Origin of the sequence: Acerihabitans arboris (assembly GCF_010131535.1) — a bacterium.
Taxonomy (GTDB): Bacteria; Pseudomonadota; Gammaproteobacteria; order Enterobacterales; family Enterobacteriaceae; genus Acerihabitans; species Acerihabitans arboris.
Map to the genome: position 1 here is coordinate 162,392 of NZ_WUBS01000013.1, position 19,449 is coordinate 181,840.

General features: G+C 55.6%; 23 protein-coding genes and 1 tRNA gene. 11 read left to right on the top strand and 13 right to left on the bottom strand.

Translation table 11 applies throughout. The annotated features are described in order from the left end of the window. Positions 1 to 96: 96 nt before the first annotated feature. Positions 97 to 378, bottom strand: a complete 282-nt coding sequence (locus GRH90_RS18150) for a hypothetical protein (RefSeq protein ID WP_162367369.1) — start codon at positions 376 to 378, stop codon at positions 97 to 99. A 31-nt stretch (positions 379 to 409) separates the two neighbouring features. Here GRH90_RS18150 and GRH90_RS18155 point away from each other — a divergent pair, with 31 nt between their 5' ends. After that, positions 410 to 568 (top strand): hypothetical protein, encoded by a 159-nt coding sequence (locus tag GRH90_RS18155; RefSeq protein WP_162367370.1) that lies wholly within the window; start codon positions 410 to 412, stop codon positions 566 to 568. Between the two features lie 3 nt (positions 569 to 571). Here the strand turns inward: GRH90_RS18155 and GRH90_RS18160 are convergent, their stop codons facing one another. From GRH90_RS18160 to GRH90_RS18180, 5 genes are all read right to left on the bottom strand, one after another. Beyond that, the gene (locus GRH90_RS18160) at positions 572 to 856 is read right to left on the bottom strand and encodes a hypothetical protein (protein WP_162367371.1); all 285 of its coding nucleotides are present in this window, start codon (positions 854 to 856) and stop codon (positions 572 to 574) included. 464 nt (positions 857 to 1,320) lie between these two features. After that, positions 1,321 to 1,397 (bottom strand) — tRNA-Pro (locus tag GRH90_RS18165). 171 nt (positions 1,398 to 1,568) lie between these two features. Continuing rightward, positions 1,569 to 3,254, bottom strand: a complete 1,686-nt coding sequence (gene eptB, locus GRH90_RS18170; RefSeq protein ID WP_162367421.1) for a kdo(2)-lipid A phosphoethanolamine 7''-transferase — start codon at positions 3,252 to 3,254, stop codon at positions 1,569 to 1,571. Between the two features lie 293 nt (positions 3,255 to 3,547). Continuing rightward, on the bottom strand, positions 3,548 to 3,976 hold the full coding sequence (locus tag GRH90_RS18175) for an organic hydroperoxide resistance protein (protein WP_162367372.1): 429 nt from the start codon (positions 3,974 to 3,976) through the stop codon (positions 3,548 to 3,550). A 159-nt stretch (positions 3,977 to 4,135) separates the two neighbouring features. Continuing rightward, a complete protein-coding gene (locus GRH90_RS18180) occupies positions 4,136 to 4,597 on the bottom strand; it encodes a MarR family winged helix-turn-helix transcriptional regulator (RefSeq protein WP_162367373.1) in 462 nt (153 codons plus the stop codon). Between the two features lie 192 nt (positions 4,598 to 4,789). Between GRH90_RS18180 and GRH90_RS18185 the strand changes: the two genes are divergently transcribed. Beyond that, positions 4,790 to 5,986, top strand: a complete 1,197-nt coding sequence (locus GRH90_RS18185) for a multidrug efflux MFS transporter (RefSeq protein ID WP_162367374.1) — start codon at positions 4,790 to 4,792, stop codon at positions 5,984 to 5,986. A 270-nt stretch (positions 5,987 to 6,256) separates the two neighbouring features. Here GRH90_RS18185 and GRH90_RS18190 read toward each other — a convergent pair whose 3' ends face one another. Continuing rightward, the gene (locus GRH90_RS18190; RefSeq protein ID WP_162367375.1) at positions 6,257 to 6,856 is read right to left on the bottom strand and encodes a nitroreductase family protein; all 600 of its coding nucleotides are present in this window, start codon (positions 6,854 to 6,856) and stop codon (positions 6,257 to 6,259) included. Between the two features lie 195 nt (positions 6,857 to 7,051). Here GRH90_RS18190 and GRH90_RS18195 point away from each other — a divergent pair, with 195 nt between their 5' ends. Continuing rightward, positions 7,052 to 7,600 carry a cupin gene (locus GRH90_RS18195; protein WP_162367376.1) on the top strand — a complete coding sequence of 183 codons (549 nt, stop codon included), beginning with the start codon at positions 7,052 to 7,054 and terminating at the stop codon, positions 7,598 to 7,600. A 35-nt stretch (positions 7,601 to 7,635) separates the two neighbouring features. After that, positions 7,636 to 8,037 (top strand): VOC family protein, encoded by a 402-nt coding sequence (locus GRH90_RS18200; RefSeq protein ID WP_162367377.1) that lies wholly within the window; start codon positions 7,636 to 7,638, stop codon positions 8,035 to 8,037. On the opposite strand, the gene GRH90_RS18205 is transcribed toward GRH90_RS18200, so the two are convergent. Beyond that, on the bottom strand, positions 8,019 to 8,384 hold the full coding sequence (locus GRH90_RS18205; protein ID WP_162367378.1) for a hypothetical protein: 366 nt from the start codon (positions 8,382 to 8,384) through the stop codon (positions 8,019 to 8,021). The genes GRH90_RS18200 and GRH90_RS18205 overlap by 19 nt on opposite strands. A gap of 254 nt (positions 8,385 to 8,638) precedes the next feature. Between GRH90_RS18205 and GRH90_RS18210 the strand changes: the two genes are divergently transcribed. The 4 genes from GRH90_RS18210 to GRH90_RS18225 all read left to right on the top strand — a co-directional run bounded on the left by GRH90_RS18210 (position 8,639) and on the right by GRH90_RS18225 (position 11,395). Further along, entirely contained in the window at positions 8,639 to 8,995 is a 357-nt protein-coding gene (locus GRH90_RS18210) for a VOC family protein (protein ID WP_162367379.1), read from the top strand. A 191-nt stretch (positions 8,996 to 9,186) separates the two neighbouring features. Beyond that, positions 9,187 to 9,756, top strand: a complete 570-nt coding sequence (locus GRH90_RS18215; RefSeq protein WP_162367380.1) for a DJ-1/PfpI family protein — start codon at positions 9,187 to 9,189, stop codon at positions 9,754 to 9,756. A 176-nt stretch (positions 9,757 to 9,932) separates the two neighbouring features. After that, on the top strand, positions 9,933 to 10,481 hold the full coding sequence (locus GRH90_RS18220; RefSeq protein ID WP_162367381.1) for an isochorismatase family protein: 549 nt from the start codon (positions 9,933 to 9,935) through the stop codon (positions 10,479 to 10,481). After that, a complete protein-coding gene (locus tag GRH90_RS18225) occupies positions 10,478 to 11,395 on the top strand; it encodes a GlxA family transcriptional regulator (RefSeq protein WP_162367382.1) in 918 nt (305 codons plus the stop codon). The genes GRH90_RS18220 and GRH90_RS18225 overlap by 4 nt, the downstream gene beginning before the upstream one ends. Before the next feature lie 9 nt (positions 11,396 to 11,404). Here GRH90_RS18225 and GRH90_RS18230 read toward each other — a convergent pair whose 3' ends face one another. Further along, a complete protein-coding gene (locus tag GRH90_RS18230) occupies positions 11,405 to 12,406 on the bottom strand; it encodes an acyltransferase (RefSeq protein ID WP_312857200.1) in 1,002 nt (333 codons plus the stop codon). 229 nt (positions 12,407 to 12,635) lie between these two features. Between GRH90_RS18230 and GRH90_RS18235 the strand changes: the two genes are divergently transcribed. After that, complete coding sequence (locus tag GRH90_RS18235) at positions 12,636 to 13,880, top strand: MFS transporter (RefSeq protein ID WP_162367383.1); 1,245 nt, start codon at positions 12,636 to 12,638, stop codon at positions 13,878 to 13,880. 51 nt (positions 13,881 to 13,931) lie between these two features. Here GRH90_RS18235 and exaC read toward each other — a convergent pair whose 3' ends face one another. From exaC to GRH90_RS18250, 3 genes are all read right to left on the bottom strand, one after another. After that, entirely contained in the window at positions 13,932 to 15,470 is a 1,539-nt protein-coding gene (exaC, locus tag GRH90_RS18240; protein WP_162367384.1) for an acetaldehyde dehydrogenase ExaC, read from the bottom strand. Positions 15,471 to 15,610: 140 nt separating this feature from the next. Beyond that, positions 15,611 to 16,249, bottom strand: coding sequence for a glutathione S-transferase (locus tag GRH90_RS18245; RefSeq protein WP_162367385.1), 639 nt, complete (start codon positions 16,247 to 16,249; stop codon positions 15,611 to 15,613). A 71-nt stretch (positions 16,250 to 16,320) separates the two neighbouring features. Next, entirely contained in the window at positions 16,321 to 16,911 is a 591-nt protein-coding gene (locus GRH90_RS18250) for a hypothetical protein (protein WP_162367386.1), read from the bottom strand. Between the two features lie 302 nt (positions 16,912 to 17,213). On the opposite strand from GRH90_RS18250, the gene fdhD reads away from it, so the two are divergent. Together fdhD and sodA are read left to right on the top strand one after the other, a co-directional pair. Continuing rightward, on the top strand, positions 17,214 to 18,050 hold the full coding sequence (fdhD, locus tag GRH90_RS18255) for a formate dehydrogenase accessory sulfurtransferase FdhD (RefSeq protein WP_162367387.1): 837 nt from the start codon (positions 17,214 to 17,216) through the stop codon (positions 18,048 to 18,050). A gap of 129 nt (positions 18,051 to 18,179) precedes the next feature. Further along, positions 18,180 to 18,800, top strand: a complete 621-nt coding sequence (gene sodA / locus GRH90_RS18260; protein ID WP_162367388.1) for a superoxide dismutase [Mn] — start codon at positions 18,180 to 18,182, stop codon at positions 18,798 to 18,800. Positions 18,801 to 18,865: 65 nt separating this feature from the next. Here the strand turns inward: sodA and GRH90_RS18265 are convergent, their stop codons facing one another. Continuing rightward, on the bottom strand, positions 18,866 to 19,414 hold the full coding sequence (locus GRH90_RS18265) for an MltR family transcriptional regulator (RefSeq protein ID WP_162367389.1): 549 nt from the start codon (positions 19,412 to 19,414) through the stop codon (positions 18,866 to 18,868). Positions 19,415 to 19,449 lie beyond the last annotated feature (35 nt).

Sequence of the window (19,449 nt, forward strand, 5' to 3'; positions counted from 1 at the left end):
GTTTTGCCACACGGTTTTTTCAAACGGCAGGATATCATTTTTTCGCTTCACCAATCGATGCTTTAAAATATTTCTTTTACCTATCGCTGAATATCGTTAAGCATTATTATCCAGTGCCTCAAGCGCAGATGATTTAATCAACTCGTCCGCCTCATTTTCCTTAAGGCTCCTTGAACTCGCGTATGCATAAAATTTACCGTCAATGAGCGTTCGTTCCACGTAATAGGTTTCAATCGCGTTAATTTCCCGCAACTGTTCACCGCTGCTAATACATTCGATACTTACCGAATTATTGAATTTATGTATAAGCTCCCTAGGATAGGATTTCTCGAGTATTTTCCCATCTAACGAGCCACCGATCATCAAAAATTTAGCCACAATGACATCCTTAAACAGGTTGAAAAGTCTGATGCCGATTTTATTTTTGGGAGAGAAAGTTCTTGCTGACATATCCAAGAAAAAATCTGACAAAAGCGAAAATTATTTTTCGATGGCGGGGGGAAAACATGATAATTTTACAGGCGTAACGGTTATGGCATTTGTCTCGATACCTGGACTGGGAGCATAAATGTCATATCAGGGGCAATGGCTTTGGATCCGATGTCCTGATTAACTCATCCGTTTCCAACGGCGGGATGATGTCTCCTGAAAATGCCACGGCATATCTTTTCCCATCCGCACTCACATGAACGGCGCTGTTATAACTTCTTACATCGGTTGCAATTTTTCGTTTGGTCCTCTGGGCAATCATCTGCAGGGTTATTTTCGGCATCACCAAGATACGTCCAAGTTTGAATTCGTCATGATAAATAGACGTTTTCCTATCCTGTTCAATCAAAAAGAAATCAACTTTCATTTTTTATCTCACATAGAATTTTATGGCGCTTAACCGGTAACGGCGGCATCTGGCAATGTTTATAATTGAACGAACAATCTCCATAAAAATGATAATCCCGCCCCAGCACAAAAATAATCATCATTGCAACCCTCGTAACATGCGCCGTCAGGCCGTTACACACAAGTTATTTTTTGCTTCACCTTAATTCAGCGCAACGGCCATCGAATGAATTTGTCGGTACTAATATGACTAATCATAAGAATTATTAATTTTAAATAAATTTAATAATTTCTAAAAAGCAAATGACTGGTCGAACTCCGGGGATGCACGCGAAGTCATGGCGGTCGTCCCAGTTGCCGAAGCAGGCCAGGCCGGATGCCGATAGCCGGACAGCGAAATTTGAGCAAAAAAAAGCACGTCGCGATGACGTGCTCTTTTTCCGGCCCTGTCTAAACCTTCGTGGACAAGACCCCGGGGAAAGTTGGTCGGTGAGAGAGGATTTGAACCTCCGACCCATACGTCCCGAACGTATTGCGCTACCAGGCTGCGCCACTCACCGAGTGCGGGCGCATCTTACTGCGGCCGTCTTTTTGCGTCAATCCCTTTTTCAACAATTCCGGCCGACTTTTGACAAAAAAACTTCAGGCCGGCATTGCCGCCGGCTTGCTGAAACCGCTGGCGCGGCGGCGGCTTATCATGGCGCCCGTCCGCCCGGCGCGGCGCAACCCCATCAGAGCGCCGTACCCTTGGCGGGTTTAGCGCACCAGTTATTTTCCGTTTTAATCCCCCCGTTTGGCGACGTGTACCCCAGGCAGCCGAGGATGGAATCAAACAGCTCTTCATGACGATGGGTGACGCCGATGCGCTGTTGCGCCTGCAACCGATCGAACGCGTCGCGGTGGGTCGGATCGGCCAGGAACGCATCCGACGCCCAGACCATCATCGGCACGCGGAACTGCTCCGGCGGCGCCATATCGCGCGGCGTGCCGTGCAAATGGTAGTTCTCGTCTATGGACTCGCCATGATCGGCGGCATAGAACACCAGCGCTTTTTTATTACGCACCTGGTCGATAACGTTGGCGATAAAACTATCGGTGTAGAGCACGCTGTTATCAAAGGCGTTAACCAGCTGCGCCTTGGTACAAGAGTGGTCCACGCCCATGCATTCCGGCTGGTATCGGGCAAAACTGCGCGGATAACGCTGCGAATAAAGATAGTGCGAGCCTTTGGTATGCATCACCACCAGATGTTTGCCTTTCGGATAGCGCTTAAGCGACTCGCTCATCTCATCCACCAGCATCATGTCGTCCACCGACTTGCCGCCGTTACGCTTTTCCGCCGCGATCATTTCGCGAAAGGAAAAGTTGTTGGCGTAGGTATTTTTATAGAACCAGACCTCGCTTTGCATGGCGAACAGCTCGGAGGTAAAGCCGAGCGAACGCATTACCGCAAAGATATTCTGCTCTTTTAACGTTCGCTGCTGGTTATCCGCCGCCCCGCCCTCGCGCACGAACATACAGCGCAGGGAGAGTTTGGTGGAGGTGTCGCAAGATTGCCCGCGAAAGGCCACCATGTTCTTTTCACGGGACAGCCTGGGCGTGGTATCGCGCTTGTAGCCCAACAGTCCCATATGATCCCAGCGGGTGGTTTCTCCGATAATAAATATCACATAGGTATCATCGATACCGGCCGGCGGCACGTAGGTAAAATGTTTGGCCGGGTCGAACAATGAGACGGTATCATGACTTTCGTCGAAATGGGTATAGGCAAACAGGCCTAGGGCGGCCATCCAGTTAACCGGCAGGTAGGAGTGCGCGATAACGCCGCCGTAGCTGGGCATGTCGATATTGGTGATTTTTTCGCGCACGTGCTGTGCCTTGTCCTGATAGCGTACCGGCAGCCAGATCAGGACAAGGATAGCCGCCAGGGTCAACAGGGGCTTAAGCCGCTGGCCGGGGGTTTTCATCTGTTGGATCAGGGTACCGCTCACCGCGTTATGCCAGATTAAAAATAACGGCAAGGCGCTGACCACCATCATCCATAGCACGAAATAAAACCCCACCACCTCTTTTGATAAGTCGATATCCGTGGTCATTACCGAGGCAATAATGCCGTAACCAATAACAACATTAAAATATGTCATGTAATAACTGGCGGCAACGGAGATTAACAACAATAATGTTGCTACGGTGCGGTAAAAATGACGTCCGCCCAGCGAGATCAGGCGCAGCAATAAAAACGTGGATAGCACCGTGACCATTATCTCGGTAAGGGCGACTACCATGTTGGCGACAGTGGTGGCCGGATGGAGGAGGTCAAAACGCCGGATAAAAACCGACAGGTTAAGAAAAAAACCCACATAAACAGCGATTATTATCGATAGTTTTTGCTGAGATAGCTGTTTTACAAATTTAATCAAGGTAATAGTCCCGGCGAATCAAATCAGTGTATTGGCGTCGCTGTACTGCCTGTTTGGTTGCCGGTGTCGCGAGCGGCATAAGTTACCATGGTTAACAACGAATGGATTAGCATGCCTTCAATGTACAAGATCCCTTTGACAAATTTCATATCAAAAAGTTTTCATTTAGCCAGCGTTTATCCCCTACCGCCGCAGCAGGCAAAAAAATAGCCGCCGCAGGCAAAGGCTCACGGCGGCATTCAGCCTGTCCCACCGGCGGCGGCATTTAACGGCCGCACCGGCTCGACGGACTAATTGATTACATTGAGTTTAACATCAATGTTATTGCGGGTCGCGTTGGAATAAGGACATACCACATGCGCCTTCTGGACCAATGCTTCGGCCACGCTAGGATCCATCCCCGCTAAATGAATATCCAGCTGGGCTTCAATGGCAAAGCCGGTGGGCACCGCACCGATGCCGACGGTGCCTTCGATAAAGGCGTCGGCGGGCAATTTCACCTTTTCCTGCGAGGCGACGTGCTTTAGCGCCCCCAGGAAGCAGGCGGAGTAGCCGGCGGCAAACAGCTGTTCCGGATTGGTGAATTCCCCGCCCGGGCCGCCCATTTCTTTCGGCACGCCCAGTTTGACATCCAGCACGCCGTCGGATGAGGTGGCCCGGCCATCACGTCCGCCGGTCGCCTTGGCCTTTGCGCGGTACACAACTTTTTCAATAGACATGGTTTTTTCCTCTTACGTTGTTAGATGATTTCTTCGTCGGACGGACCGCCGGACGGAGATTCGTTACTCGCGATTAAATCGCTTGCAACCTAAAAACAGGAACTGCTTTCAGTATAGCCGATCGCTATGGCTTAGTCGTCGTTTAGCCCTCGCTGGGCGTTACCACTGCGCCAGTTGGGCGCGCAACGTTTGCAGTTGGCGTTTTAACTCGTTAAGTTTTTCTTCACTACACGCCGTGGCGCACAGCACGTCGTCCGGCACCGTGCGCGCTATCTCGCGTAATGCCCGGCCCTTGTCGGTAAGACGGATGATCACCTGGCGTTCATCGGCGGCGGAGCGAAAGCGCCCCAACAGGCCGGCGGTTTCAAGGCGCTTGAGCAAGGGCGTTAGCGTGGCGGAATCGAGATATAGCCGTTCGCCGATATCCGATACCATCACCTCGTCACGCTCCCACAGCACCAGCATCACCAGATATTGGGGATACGTGAGATCCAGCTTAACCAGTAATTTGCGATAGACTTTGTTCAAGGCCAGGTTTGCCGAGTACAAGGCAAAGCAGAATTGTTGATCAAGGGCTAAGGGCGTGGCCGCCGCGTTTTGGTCGTCATGTTTCGTTTTCATGGCGCCATTATAAATAGCGTGCGATAAAATCGCAAGTTATTTTTCATGCGTTCATTACGCCGGCCGGTTGGCGTCGAAAAAGCATAGTGTGCATTTTTGCTACACTTTTTCGGTAAGTTGTTATCGTGAATTTTCACTTAAATGATACCATTAGCAAACTTGCTATCAATTCCTACCTACTGCGTGAGATCCATGGAAGCCTGGAAGCTCAATATTTTTTCCGTCTGGTTAGGCTGTTTTTTCACCGGCCTGGCCATGAGCCAAATCCTGCCCTTTTTGCCTTTGTACATCGAGCAACTGGGCGTGCACTCCCACGAGGCGCTGAGTATCTGGTCAGGATTGGTGTTCAGCGCAACCTTCCTGGTATCGGCGGTGGTGGCGCCGCTGTGGGGCAGCCTGGCGGATCGCCGGGGGCGCAAGTTGATGCTGCTGCGCGCTTCACTTGGCATGGCGGTCGTCATTGCGTTGCAGGGATTCGCCAGCAATGTCTATCAGCTGTTCCTGCTGCGGGCGCTGATGGGCCTGACCTCGGGCTACATTCCCAATGCCATGGCGCTGGTGGCGTCGCAGGTGCCGCGCGACAAAAGCGGCTGGGCGCTCGGCACCCTGTCCACCGGCCAGGTGGCCGGGGTGATTGTCGGCCCCCTGCTGGGAGGCTTTATGGCCGATCACCTGGGACTGAGGGTGGTCTTCCTGGTCACATCGGCGCTGATGTTTACCAGTTTCCTGGTAACGCTGTTTTTGATTAAAGAGCGGGGGATCAACGTTAAAAAAGCCGATCAGCTCAAGGGCCGGGCGATCTTCCACTCATTGCCTTATCCGGGCCTGATCTTCAGCCTGTTTATCACCACCATGATGATCCAGCTGACCAACAGCTCGATCAGCCCCATCCTGACCCTGTTTATCAAGGATATTTCCCGCGATACCGGTAACCTGGCCTTTATCAGCGGCGTGATTGCCGCCGTGCCGGGCGTATCGGCGCTGATTGCCGCGCCGCGCCTTGGCCAGTTGGGCGACCGTATCGGCACCTCGCGTATCCTGATGGCCGCGATGGTCGCAAGCATCGTGCTGTTTTGTTTTATGGCCTGGGTAAAAACGCCCTTTCAACTGGGGGTACTGCGCTTTTTGCTCGGGTTCACCGATGGCGCGCTGATGCCGGCGGTACAGACGCTGCTGGTTAAATACTCCAGCGATAAGGTTACCGGGCGCATCTTCGGCTATAACCAATCCTTTATGTATATGGGCAATGTCGTCGGGCCGCTTATCGGCTCCAGCGTCTCGGCGGTGCTGGGCTTCCGCTGGGTATTTTTGTTCACGGCCTTGATGGTGCTGATAAATACGGTGCAGCTCTGGTCGGGCTTTCGCAAGATCCCCGCCAGGAACAGCTAAATCCAGGGGTAACGCCCCCCCATTTGCACCACCATGATACCGGCGCAGATCGCCACAAAGAATAAAAATACCAGTAGAATTCGAGTCATTGCTGCGCTCCTCTTTATTAACCTGACTATTTTTTGACCAGTTCCTTTACTATAGACGCACTGGCCGAACCTGAAAAAACATCTGTGTAAAAAATACCCTTTGCCCACGCGCGCGCATGCCGACAGACCGGCGGGTGGGCCGGCCTTATCCGCATATCCGCGGCAAACGGCGATCTAAGGCTTATTTAAAGATGCGAAAACGCTCTTCGTCGGCAATAAAAGATTTCTCTCCCGCCGCCTGCTCAATAGAGCCGAACGGCATTTGCGCCCGCAGTTTCCAGCTGGGCGGCAATTCCCAGGTGCTTTTGACTTCGTCGTCGATCAGCGGGTTGTAATGCTGCAGTGAAGCGCCGATGCGTTCCTGCGCCAGGGCAGACCACACGGAGAACTGGGCAATGCCGGTGGAGTGTTCAGACCAGATGGGGAAGTTATCGGCGTAGGCGGCGAATTGTTTTTGCAAAACATCAATCACGTTGGTGTCTTCAAAAAACAGCACCGTGCCTTTACCGGCGGCAAAGGAGGCCAGTTTGGTTTCAGTGGTGGCGAAAGATGCCGCGGGCACGATCTTTCTCAGCGTTTCTTTGATGATATCCCATAGTTTTTCATGCTGGTTACCAAAGAGCACAACAACGCGGGAGCTTTGGGAATTAAAGGATGAAGGGCTATGTTTGACCGCTTCCTTTACCAGCGTGGCGATCTGATCTTCCGATAGCGTGACATTCCTGCCGATGGCGTAAATCGACCGACGGGCCTTGATGACGTCCAGAAAAGCATTGCTCATGTAGCTACTCCAGTTAATGGGAAATTAATGAACGGCAAAAACGTGCGGTTCATCACACCGGCTAGCTTATGCCTTGTGGGTGCTATCTGTAAATCATTCGCATCATTCTCTCGATTAACTATGCTGATAATACTTATTGCGGATCTTCATGTCATTAAAGCCCATGACCAACCAGACGAGCAGGAGCGATACTTCATGACCCAAGATCTTATAGACCATGACCTGGCGAATATAGAAACCCTGGAGTTAAATGAAGCGGTGGGCGGCGTCCCCAACAGTCCGCTGCCGCTGGTCATCTATCGCGACGTAATACCGGCGCAAACGCCCGATCCCGCGGCCTGGCTTGAGCGGCACCTAGCCGCCAACGACTGGCCGGCCCAGTGGCGCTATATTATCTATAACTTTACCCACTTCCATTCCAACTGCCATGAACTGCTGGCCGTCTACGCCGGTGCAGCCCGGGTACAATTCGGCGGCGAAACCGGGCCGGTGGCGACATTGGCCATGGGCGATGTGGTGCTGATCCCGGCCGGAGTCGGCCATAAGGCGCTGCAATCGAGCGAGGATTTCATGGTGGTCGGCGCTTACCCAAACGGCATGAGCGCCGATTTATGCCGCGACGATCCCGCGCGGCTGGCAACGGCGCGACATCACATCGGGCGGGTGCAGAAGCCCGCCACCGATCCGATTACCGGCGACCGGGGCGGCATTACCACCCTGTGGCATAATCCTCGGCAAGCATAAACCAGCGAACATTAACGGTCCCACAGGAGGAGACTATGTCCCGTGTCCAGGCAGTGGATCATTTGGTGATCAGCGTCAGCGATTTTGCCGCGTCAAAGGCGTTCTACAGCGGTCTGTTTACCTTCCTTGGTTTTGATCTCATGGACGAAATGGCCGAAGCCATGGGCTGGAGCAACGGCAATACGCGCTTTTGGATTTACCAGGCGGACAGCCGGGGCAAAAAACATCCTTATCGTAAAGGCGATGTCGGCTTCCATCATTACGCCTGGTCGCTGAACAGCCGCCGGGACGTGGATGAGCTACAGGCGTGGCTGGAACAAGAGGGCGCCCGCATCGTCGATCCCGCCGGGGAATATTATACCGACTATTATGCGGTATTTTTCCTCGATCCCGACGGACTGAAGCTGGAAGGCATGCATTACGGGAAAGAGCAATAACGTGCGGCGTCCAGCGGCAACCCGCTTGCGGGCGGCACCGGCGCGGCCTGCTTCGCCGGTTCCGGCGGTGGATTGACGACGGCGGGAAAAACCCGCAACACCCTCACGCTCGGTTTGATCGGTTCCAGGCAGGCGGCGTGTCCGGTATAGGCCCTTAAGGTTATATAGGCGATGGGACAGGGGGTATCTTTTTGCGGCTCCGCTGTCACCACGGTTTTATCGGCGGCGTTATTTACCGCAACCACCCCCGCAGGGAAAAACGTTGCCGGCCGATCGTGGTCAAGGTCTTCTTTGGCCACGCGGCAACAGGGGAGCAGCGAATCAATAAATGAACAAGGCGCCGGCATAATGAATTCTCCTCGGTAAGAGCGTAGACGGATTAAGGTAATCTGATTAATTGTGCCGTTGGAGCCAGGAGCGCAGATGGGCGAGCACGGTCAATCCCGTAATTTTAACCGCTTGGTGTATATATTTTGTTAACGTAATGTAAATTTGATCACTTTTGCTAAGATAATGCCTCCCGGCCGACGATGACATCCGCCTGCCAGATATCGGTTCCTGGGCCATACTTAGCTGACACCCCCCTATGGAGGACATCCTGATGAAAGAAATCGGCGCAAACGGTCAGGTGGATTATGTTGAGTTCAATGTAAGTGATATCCAGCGTGCCAAACAATTCTACGGCTCGGTGTTCGGCTGGGCGTTTACCGACTACGGCCCGACCTATACCGAATTCTATGATGGCCGGATAACCGGCGGCTTTACCTCTACCGAAGCGGTCACTGCCGCAGGCGGCCCGCTGGTTATCTTTTATGCCAGCGATCTGCCCGGCACCCTGAAAAAGCTCGAAGCCGCCGGCGCGGAAATCGTCAAGCCGATATTCGCTTTTCCCGGCGGACAACGCTTTCATTTCAAGGATCCGGACGGATATGTATTAGGCGTATGGACGGAAGATTAGCCAACGCTTGCCACCCCCCGCGGGACAGATTAGGGAGCGTTTGCTCCCACTCCCGGGGCTGTCGATGCCTGGGCAAAATCGCTGGGGAATTGTAAATTTGCGATCCTCCTGTCAAAAATGAAACGGCGTTCTATTTTATAACTTACATCATGCTACCCTGTGGTATTCGTCACAACACCATAGGGGGAACTATGTCCAAGACAGTCGCCGTGTTATTGGCGAAGGGTTTTGAGGAAGCGGAAGCCATTATCGTAATCGATGTGCTGCGCCGTTTGGAAATCGAGGTTGAAACGCTGTCCTGCCATGACCGTCTTGAGCTGGCCAGCTATCACCAAATCCGGATGTTTGCCGACGCCCTGCTGGAAAATCGCCAGGATAAGCGTTATGACGCGGTGGTGATCCCCGGCGGGCTCGAGGGTACGGTTAACCTGGCCGCCAATCCGATGGTAACGGAATTTATCCGTCGCCACGACGAGGCGGGTAAATGGATCTGTCCGTTATGCTCGGCCGCGGCACGGGTGCTGGGCGGCAATAATTTGCTTCACGGGCGCCGTTACGTCTGCTCGGGCGATTTGCACCAGACGGTGAGCGACGGCCAGTTTGTCGATGAGAAAGTGGTTGAGGACGGTAACCTGCTCAGCGGCAAGGGGCTGGGTGTCGCCTTTGACTTTGCTTTTTCACTGGCCTATCGCCTGACCGGCGAGAAACAAAAAACCGACTTCCAGGTTGAACATATTTATTACGATTACTGGCGCGCCTGAACGCCGGGTTCTGCTGCCGGGCCGGGATATAGCGCCGCCGCTACTCCCCTAATGTTCCGCTCTGCGCCGGAGGGCCGGGGTTGTCCCGAATTAACCCTATCATGGCCGGATTTAACCTGTTTCTATGCCCTGCCCTTGGGCACTATAGTGCCACGGCATTATTAAGGAGTCCGGAAATGACACAAAGCGCATTATTGATCATCGATGTCCAGCAGTCCTTCCCGCAGCGGTCCTTTTGGTCGGAAGACGACGTTCCCGCCTTTCAACAGGCGATACTGTCCCTGATTGAGGGATGCAGGCAGCGGGGCGCGGCTCTGGTGGACGTTTTCCATAACAACGGCGACGGCCCCTTTAGCCCGGAGTCCGGCCTGGTAAAACCGCTGCCCTTTTTGACCCATGCCGCCGATGCCTCGTTCAATAAACATGTCCACAACGCGCTGACCGAATCCGGCCTGCATGAGTGGCTGGGAGAACGTGACATCAGGCACCTGATTATCGCCGGCATCCGTACCGAGCAGTGCTGTGAAACCACCGCCCGGGTGGCCTCGGATTTGGGTTACCGCGTGACTTTCGTCACCGAAGCGACGCTGACGTTCCCCATGACCCACGGCGGCCGCACGCTCAGCAGCGCGGATCTCAAACACCGCACCGAAACGGTACTGATCGATCGTTTCGCCGAAATCCGCACCGTGGCCGGATGCCTGGCGGAGCTGGAGCAAGCGTGATGCGCGATGTCTATTTCCTGGTATTGCCCCACGTCATGTCGCTGGACCTGACCGGACCGGCGGAGGTGCTGACGCTGTCCGGCGCCTTCAGGCTGCACTACATCGGACCGCAGCCGGAGGTGCCCACCTCCACCGGCATGACCATCAGCCGTATCGCGCCGCTGCCGGCTACCCTGCCGTCCGACAGTATCCTGATCATCGCCGGCGTCACGGATTCCCGCCACCAGTTGGACAGTGCACCGGCGCTTGAGGCGCGGCGGTGGCTGCAGGATCACCGGTCATCCTTCCAGGACATGTCATGGACGCTGGTGTGCATTTGCTCCGGGGCGCTGCTCGCCGGGCGGGCCGGGCTGCTGGATGGCTATCGTTGCACCACCCACCATGATGTGATGGAGCGCCTGCGCCAGCAGGCCCCCGGCGCGCTAATCAAGGACAACCGGATTTTTGTCGAGGATCGCGGCGTGTTCACCAGCGCGGGCATAACCGCCGGCATTGATTTGGCCCTGTATATGGTCAGCCTTTACGTCGGGCCGCAGCAGGCCATGTCGGTGGCCAGGGAAATGGTGGTGTATTTCCGGCGCGGCGGCGACGATCCCCAGCTGTCGCCCTGGTTACGCTATCGAAACCATCTGCACCCGGCGATACACCGTGCCCAGGATATCCTGGCCCATGAGCCGGAGGCCGAATGGCCGCTGGAGCAGTTGGCCCGGCAGGTGTTTATGAGCAGCCGCCATTTGACCCGTCTGTTCCGGGAACATGTAGGCATCAGCGTGAGGGAATATCACGAACAGCTGCGGCTGACGGTCGCGCGGCAACGTATACAGCAGGGGTTGGGGATCGAGAAATCGGCGCTGGCCGCCGGATTTTCCTCAAGCCGTCAGCTGCGCCGGGCGCAAGAGCGCTGGCAGGTATAAGGCGCGGACTCAGCTCACCCAACGGCGCGCATCGATCCGGCGCACCCCCGCCGCCAGCAGCAGGCTCAGCAACAGCGTGAGCATAAACACATAAATGATATCCAGCGGCGGCAAGGTTTTGAAATCAAGCCCGTGGGTGCGGATAAAATGAATGATAAACGCATGGAACCCATAAATGGCCAGCGAATAACGAGAAATCAGGCGCAGCAGCGGGAATGACCGGTGACCGAAAGCCTGTTTGAAAAATACAAACAGGCTGATGGCGCCGATAAACACCAGGGGTCCGCAATACAGATAATATGTGTCGGCAAAGTCGCCATTGATGATCATCTGCCTTTTAGTGCCCACCGCCACCAACACCACGGCGAGGATAAATATTGCCGCGGCGATAGCGGGAATTTTTTTGCCCGGCAGATTCAATATCCCGACAGCCCGGCCTAAAACCGCATATAAGAAGTAGTAAAAAGTATCTCCGCTAATAAACAGGTTTACCGGCAACAGGGTGATACGGCCATGATTGAACGCCACGGTATTGGGATTGGCCAACACCGCCAATAGCAAGATAATGATGGCCAGGTAGCCGGCGGACACCGGTTTTATTTCTATCAGCGGCGAAAGCAGGTAAATGACAATCACCGCGTAAAAAAACCAAAGATGATAAAAAATCGGCTTTTGCAGGACACCTTCCAACGCCTGCGTTGCGTTAATCGGGGTAAACAGCGCCATATACAGCAGGCCGATGAGGCTGTAGAACAGCAGGCATAATCCCACGCGCAGGAAATGTTTCGCGCCGGCGCGCCGGGGGCCAAAAAAAAGAAATCCCGAAATCATAAAAAATAACGGAACGGCGACGCGGGAAGCGGAATTGAGCACATTGGCGAACCACCAGTTACGCTCGCCGATGTCCATGCCATGGGTAACATAAAACGAAGTGGTATGAATCATTATCACCATCATGCAGGCCAGCGCACGCAGATTATCAATCCAGTCAATTCTTTTATCATCGTCCACTTACTTCATCCCTATCTACGTTTTGCATTCATCGGCTTAATCTTCAATAGCTTAAAAATAGGCTATATTTCAAAAGATGAGGAAGCAAAGTAAAAATGAATTTCCGGCACAGTCGGTTATTTTAGCCGGGGGTTGCGCGGGGCTTAAATTGAATGCAAAATAGCCGGCCAATGGTCAAGTCATTGTCGGGATTTTTTGTTTTAACGCTTATATTTCAGTTGGTTATTTTATGCAGAGTACGTTATCGCCCTCCGCCCGTTTAGGCCGGCGGGCGCTGTTGTTTCCGTTATGCCTGGTGTTATTTGAATTTGCCGTCTATATCGGCAACGACATGATCCAGCCGGGCATGATGGCGGTGGTCGAATCCTTTAACGCGGGACGCGAATGGGTTCCCACCTCCATGACCGCGTATCTGGCGGGCGGAGTGGTGCTGCAATGGCTGCTGGGGCCGTTGTCGGATCGCCGCGGCCGTCGTCCGGTGATGCTGGCCGGGGTCCTATTTTTCATTGCCGCCTGCCTGGGCATCCTGCTGGTGAACACCATTGAACAATTTATGGCGCTGCGCTTTTTACAAGGCTTTGGCCTGTGCTTTATCGGCGCGGTAGGCTATGCCACCATCCAGGAGTCGTTCGATGAGGCTACCTGCATCAAGATTACCGCGCTGATGGCCAACGTCGCGCTGATTGCGCCGCTGCTCGGCCCCCTGGCCGGCGCCACTATCGTTCAGTTCGCCTCCTGGCAGATTATGTTCGTGTTGTTTGCCGGCCTGGCGGCCATCGCGTTGGCGGGGCTGTGGCGGGCCATGCCCGAAACCGCCTCGCGTTTGGGGGAGCCGCTTTCCCCGGCCGGCCTGTGGCGCGATTATAAGGTGGTGCTGACCAACCGCCAGTTCCTGTACGGCGCCATGGCCATTGGACTGGCCTGCCTGCCGTTGCTGTCATGGCTGGCCCAGTCGCCGGTGATCCTGATGGGCGATGGCGGGCTGTCGTCAATGGAATATGGCCTGCTGCAGATGCCGGTGTTCGGCGCGCTGATCCTGGGCAATATTACCCTGGCGCGCTTAAGCGGCCGGCGCACCGTGGATCGGCTGATCAAACTCGGCGCCGCGCCGATTATCGGCGGGCTGGCCCTGTCCACCGTGGCGACATTATTCTCTCCCCATGCCTATCTGTGGATGACCGCCGGCATGAGCCTGTACGCCTACGGCATCGGGGTGGCCAACGCCGGGCTGTACCGCCTGACGCTGTTCTCATGCGCCATGAGCAAGGGCACCGTGTCCGCCGCCCTGGGCATGCTGAATATCCTGGTCTATACCTTCGGCATCGAACTGGCAAAAACGCTGTACGCCCAGGGCGGCAGCGGGGTATTCAACCTGTTCAACCTGATAAGCGTATTGGGCTGGTATACGCTGGTACGGCTGTTTATCCGCCGCCGCGCGTCGGCGCTGACGTCGATCCCGACGCCGGCGCTGTAAGCGTAATATGACAATGGCCGGCAAATGCCGGCCATTTTTTTCACCCGGGGGTTAAAACAGCCCCATCGGCCGATCGGAGTAACTGACCAGCAGGCATTTGGTCTGCTGGTAGTGCTCCAGCATCATCTTGTGCGTTTCACGCCCGATACCGGACTGTTTATAACCGCCGAAGGCGGCATGGGCGGGATAGGCGTGATAACAGTTGGTCCAGACCCTGCCCGCCTGGATGCCGCGGCCCATTTTATAGGCCACGTTGCCGTCGCGGCTCCAGACGCCGGCGCCCAGTCCGTAATCCGTATCGTTGGCCAGCGCCAGCGCTTCATCCATATCCTTGAAGGTCGTGACCGCCAGCACCGGGCCGAAGATTTCCTCCTGGAACACCCGCATACTGTTTTTGCCGAACAGGATGGTAGGTTCCAGGTAATATCCCTCGGCCAGCTCGCCTTCCAGCTGTTTGCGCCGCCCGCCGGTCAGGATTTCGGCGCCCTCTTTTTTGCCGATATCAATATAGTTGAGAATGGTGTCCATCTGCCCTGAGGACACCTGCGCGCCCAACTGGGTCCGGGCGTCAAGGGGATTGCCGCTGCGGATTGCCTCGACGCGTTTCACCGCCCGTTCCATAAAACGCTCATAGATGGATTCCTGCACCAGCGCCCTGCTCGGGCAGGTACAGACTTCGCCCTGGTTGAAGGCGAACAGGGCGAACCCTTCCAGCGCCTTATCAAAAAAAGCGTCCTCTTGGGCCATGACGTCCGCAAAAAAGATATTCGGCGATTTGCCGCCCAGCTCAAGGGTGACCGGTATCACGTTTTGCGCCGCGTAGCTCATGATGCGCTGGCCCACTTCAGTGGAGCCGGTAAACGCCACTTTAGCCACGCGTTTGGAGGTGGCCAGGTATTCGCCGATTTCAGCGCCGGCGCCGTTGACCACGTTGATGACACCCGCCGGCAGCAGATCCTGGATCAGTTCCATCATGACCAGGATGGAGAGCGGGGTCAGCTTGGCCGGCTTGAGGACGACACAATTGCCGGCGGCCAGGGCCGGGGCCATTTTCCAGCAGGCCATCAGCAGCGGGAAATTCCACGGAATGATTTGCGCCACCACGCCCAGGGGTTCGTGGAAATGGTAGGCGACCGTATCGCCGTCGATTTCGCTGATGCCGCCTTCCTGCGCGCGCACGCAGGAGGCGAAATAACGGAAATGGTCAATGGCCAGGGGCACGTCGGCGGCGCTGGTCTCACGGATCGGCTTACCGTTGTCCCAGGTTTCCACCGCCGCCAGCAGCTCGACGTTCTGTTCCAGGCGATCGGCAATGCGCAGCATGATGTTGGCGCGGGTTTGTACCGACATCGCGCCCCATTCCGCTTTAGCCTTATGGGCGGCATCCAGCGCCAGGTCGACGTCACCGGAGCTGGAGCTGGCGATTTCGCACAGCGGCAGGCCGGTCACTGGCGTCAGGTTGACAAAATAATCACCCTTTACCGGTGCGACCCATGCGCCGCCGATAAAGTTGTCATAACGTGGTTTTAGTTCGAGCGGGTAACCATATTCACCGGGTATCAACCGGCTTGAGGGGGGATTGTAAGCCATGGTTTCTCCTAGACACTGTTACTAACCAAGAGTGGGCTGGGCCGATAAACGCTATCCTTTAACGTTAGCCGCAGCGGGCGCCACGCAACAGGTGAGGAGGGAATGAATGTTTAACTATTCGAGAAGCTTCACAGTTTGTGTCATAACATTTCAGCACCATACAATGTCGCTGCTACCGGCGGCGCAGTCCGCGCAAAACTGGTGCGCGCGAACAGACGCTCCACCAGCGTTACCAGCACCGGCCGATCCACGCACCAATTGGGCATCACGCGGCGGTAATTGATAAAACCCAGCGTGCAGGCCACGGCAATATCCGCGAGCGTCAGGACCGGGCCGTTCAGCCGCAGGCCTTCCCGTGCATGGCGCTCCAGCGCATCCAGGCCGCGGCGGATTTTGTCGCGCTGGTTTAGCAGCACGTTTTCGTTTTGTTCCCCGGCGCCGCGCACGCATTCGCGAACAATGGCCATTGTCGCATCGGTCACACCGTCCGCCAGCGCTTCAATTTGCCGCACCCGCAGCGCATCCAGGCGATCCGCCGGCAGCAGCGGCGGTTCCGGATAGGTCAATTCCAGGTATTCCGCGATGATCGGCGAATCAAAAATACTTTCGCCCCGGGAGTTAACCAGTACCGGCACCTTGCCCAGCGGATTCACCGCCGTGACGTTGGCATCATTGCTCCAGGGGGAGGCGTTGACGAGCTCAAAGGCAATATTTTTTTCCAGCAGGATAACTGAAATTTTCCGCACATAAGGGCTGGTATAGCTGCCTATCAGTTTCATCGGTTCGCCTCCGGTTGCCGTGGTCGCAATGATCAGTATGGCCCATGACGCAGAAGTTGGATAAGCCGTACTTAATGGAACGCCAGGGTACCCAGGATACTGCTGACCAGGGCGTCATGGGCGCCGGCCGCGGTGTCCGGCGTCAGCACCTGGATGGTGACGACACGATCCTGGTATGGCGTAATCAGCAGTGTGCCCAGCATGGCCTTGCCCTGCATTTCCTGTTGTGAGTCGATGCGCAGGAGTTTATGTTTATTCACCATCACCGGCGTCTGGCCGGTTTTCTTAACGTTTTTAAACTGGGTTTTCAGGCCCGACAGCGCGCCCTGCGCCATTTTGTTGAATGCCGCGTCGCTGGTGTCGTTGGCGTCGCCGCTTACCGTGCGCACCTCGCTGATGCCTACCGCCTGCGGATGCGCGCGGTTGGCAAACAGCTGGACCACCACACCGGTGTTTTGCGCGTTGGCGTCTTCCCGCGTCTGGTTAACAAAATCCGCCGGCAATTGCAACGTCATCTTGCCGCCTACCGCCGCCACGGGCGTGCCGTTTTTTAATTCAGCCACCGGCGCGGTTGAGGCGGGGGCGGATGCCGCGGTGGCGCCCTGTGCCGATGCGCCCACCAGGACGATTGCGGCTAAAATCCTGATAATACCCATTGCCATGTCAAGTATCCTTTTCTCAATTGACGAAGAGGCTGCTTAAGCGGCAGCCAATCGAAAAAACCTCTGTGAAGTCTTGTGCTGGGAACCGTTTTTAAAACCTGTGTTGGCAACCCTTCTTACATAGCATTCTTGAATAACACATTGGCTGAACAGTTTGATGATAGGTTTAAACATCTCGTTAAGCAGAAGCATAGTCTCTTTTTAAGCGCAGCGGCGCACCCCTCCGCCATTTTGTTACCCCGCCGCCGGTGGAGTAGACTATGGACTCCCGGCGCAAAAGCCCCAGCAGCGAGTAAACCATCGTGACCGACAAGCTTTCCATTCAGGATACCGACCCCACCGCCCTTGCCGGGATAAGCCGGCTCGGCGTTCGTCAGCGCGGACGGCTCGCCCTTGAGCAACCGGACTGGCTGGCCGAGGAAGTGCCGGTGGCGCTGGTATACAACGGCATCTCGCATGTGGTCATGATGGCCTCGCCAAAAGAGCTGGAGCAGTTCGCCCTGGGCTTCTCGCTGTCCGAGGGCATCATCAGCTCGCCGGGCGAGATTTACGGCATGGACGTGGTAGCGGCCTGCAACGGCATGGAAGTTCATATCGAACTGTCCAGCCGGCGGTTTATGGGGCTGAAAGAACACCGGCGGGCGATGGCCGGGCGTACCGGCTGCGGCGTCTGCGGCGTCGAACAGCTCGAGGAGATCGGCAAACCCATCGCCCCGCTGCCCTTTACCCAGACCTGGCCGCTGGACCGCCTGGACCGCGCGCTGGCGCAGCTCAAAAGCGTGCAGCCCATCGGCAGGCTGACCGGTTGCACCCACGCGGCGGCCTGGATCACGCCCGCGGGCGAACTGACCCTGGGCTGCGAGGATGTCGGCCGCCACGTGGCGCTGGATAAACTGCTCGGCTACCGGGCGCGCCAGGGCACCGTGCCCGGGGCGGTGCTGGTCTCCAGCCGGGCCAGTTATGAAATGGTACAAAAATCCGCCATGTGCGGCGTGGAAATCCTGTTTGCGGTCTCTGCCGCCACCGCCCTGGCGGTGGCCGTGGCCGAACGATGCGGGCTAACCCTGGTGGGATTCAGCAAGCCGGGGCGGGCCACTGTTTATACCCATCCCGGCCGGCTCGTTGACAGCAAAAGCTAAACATGTTCTTTAAAAGAGGCTGATAAACGTTTTAATAAACGTTTAATTAACTATAATGATCGGATTGCTTACGCGGCACTAACATTCGTTCAGGGTGCCGCTCACCTAAAATAAATGGAGAAGATTAAGATGAGCTATACTCTGCCATCCTTGCCTTATGCTTACGACGCCTTGGAACCTCATTTCGACAAACAAACGATGGAAATCCATCACACCAAGCATCATCAAACCTATGTCAACAATGCCAACGCCGCGCTCGAAAGCTTGCCGGAACTCGCCAGCCTGCCGGTTGACGAACTGATCCAAAAACTCGACCAGGTGCCGGCGGACAAAAAAACCGTGCTGCGTAACAACGCCGGCGGTCACGCCAACCACAGCCTGTTCTGGAAAGGCCTTAAGCTGGGCACCACCCTCACGGGTGAACTGAAAAGCGCCATTGAACGCGATCTGGGTTCCGTCGACGCGTTTAAGGAAGCGTTTGAGAAAGCCGCCGCCACCCGTTTTGGCTCCGGCTGGGCCTGGCTGGTGTTGAAAGACGGCAAACTGGCCGTGGTCTCCACCGCCAACCAGGACAACCCGCTGATGGGCGATGCCATCGCCGGCGCCTCCGGCTACCCGATCCTGGGCCTGGACGTATGGGAACATGCCTATTACCTGAAATACCAGAACCGTCGTCCGGACTATATCAAAGCTTTCTGGAGCGTCGTGAACTGGGACGAAGCGGCCAAACGGTTTAGCGAAGCTAAATAACCGGCGTCCGTTAAATGCAAAAAACCATCCCGGGGGATGGTTTTTTTGTTATATGGCGCTCGGGATTATTTAAGTAATAACTTATCGGAGAAGGCTTTCTTGGCGCTGATGCGCACCAGATACTCGGTAGTCGACAGGACCATGGTGGAGCGGACAATCTGCTGGTAACGCTGCTGCTGCATCCTGACCAGCGCGTCATCTCCCGGCGCGCGCGAGAACGCCGGTAATGGAGGAAACGCCGTGACGCAGTGCAGCTCGCTGAACGGACCGAGGATCTCATCGTCGGTAAAACGGTATTCGTTGGGATCGTCCTGCAAGGCTTCATGCAGCGCCATCAGCAGTTCGGCGTCTTCATACTCCTGGCGGCTGATCACCCCAAGCGCATAAACCAGCTTCAGGCGCACCGTCAATTCGCCTAACGGGCCGGCGCCGATCAATAGAGGCTCCACGGCGTATTTTACCGCGTAATCATCCTTGCGAAATATTTGCAGCACCAGGATATTGACCGCCTCGGCCAATAATCCCACCGCCGCGCCCATCAAATCCCTGACCGTAGTGCCGGCGTTCAGTTGTTCGAGGACCTGGTTTTCGTACAGTTGAGTATTTTCCGTCATCACCGAACACCATGTAACATCCGGCGACGGGAAGC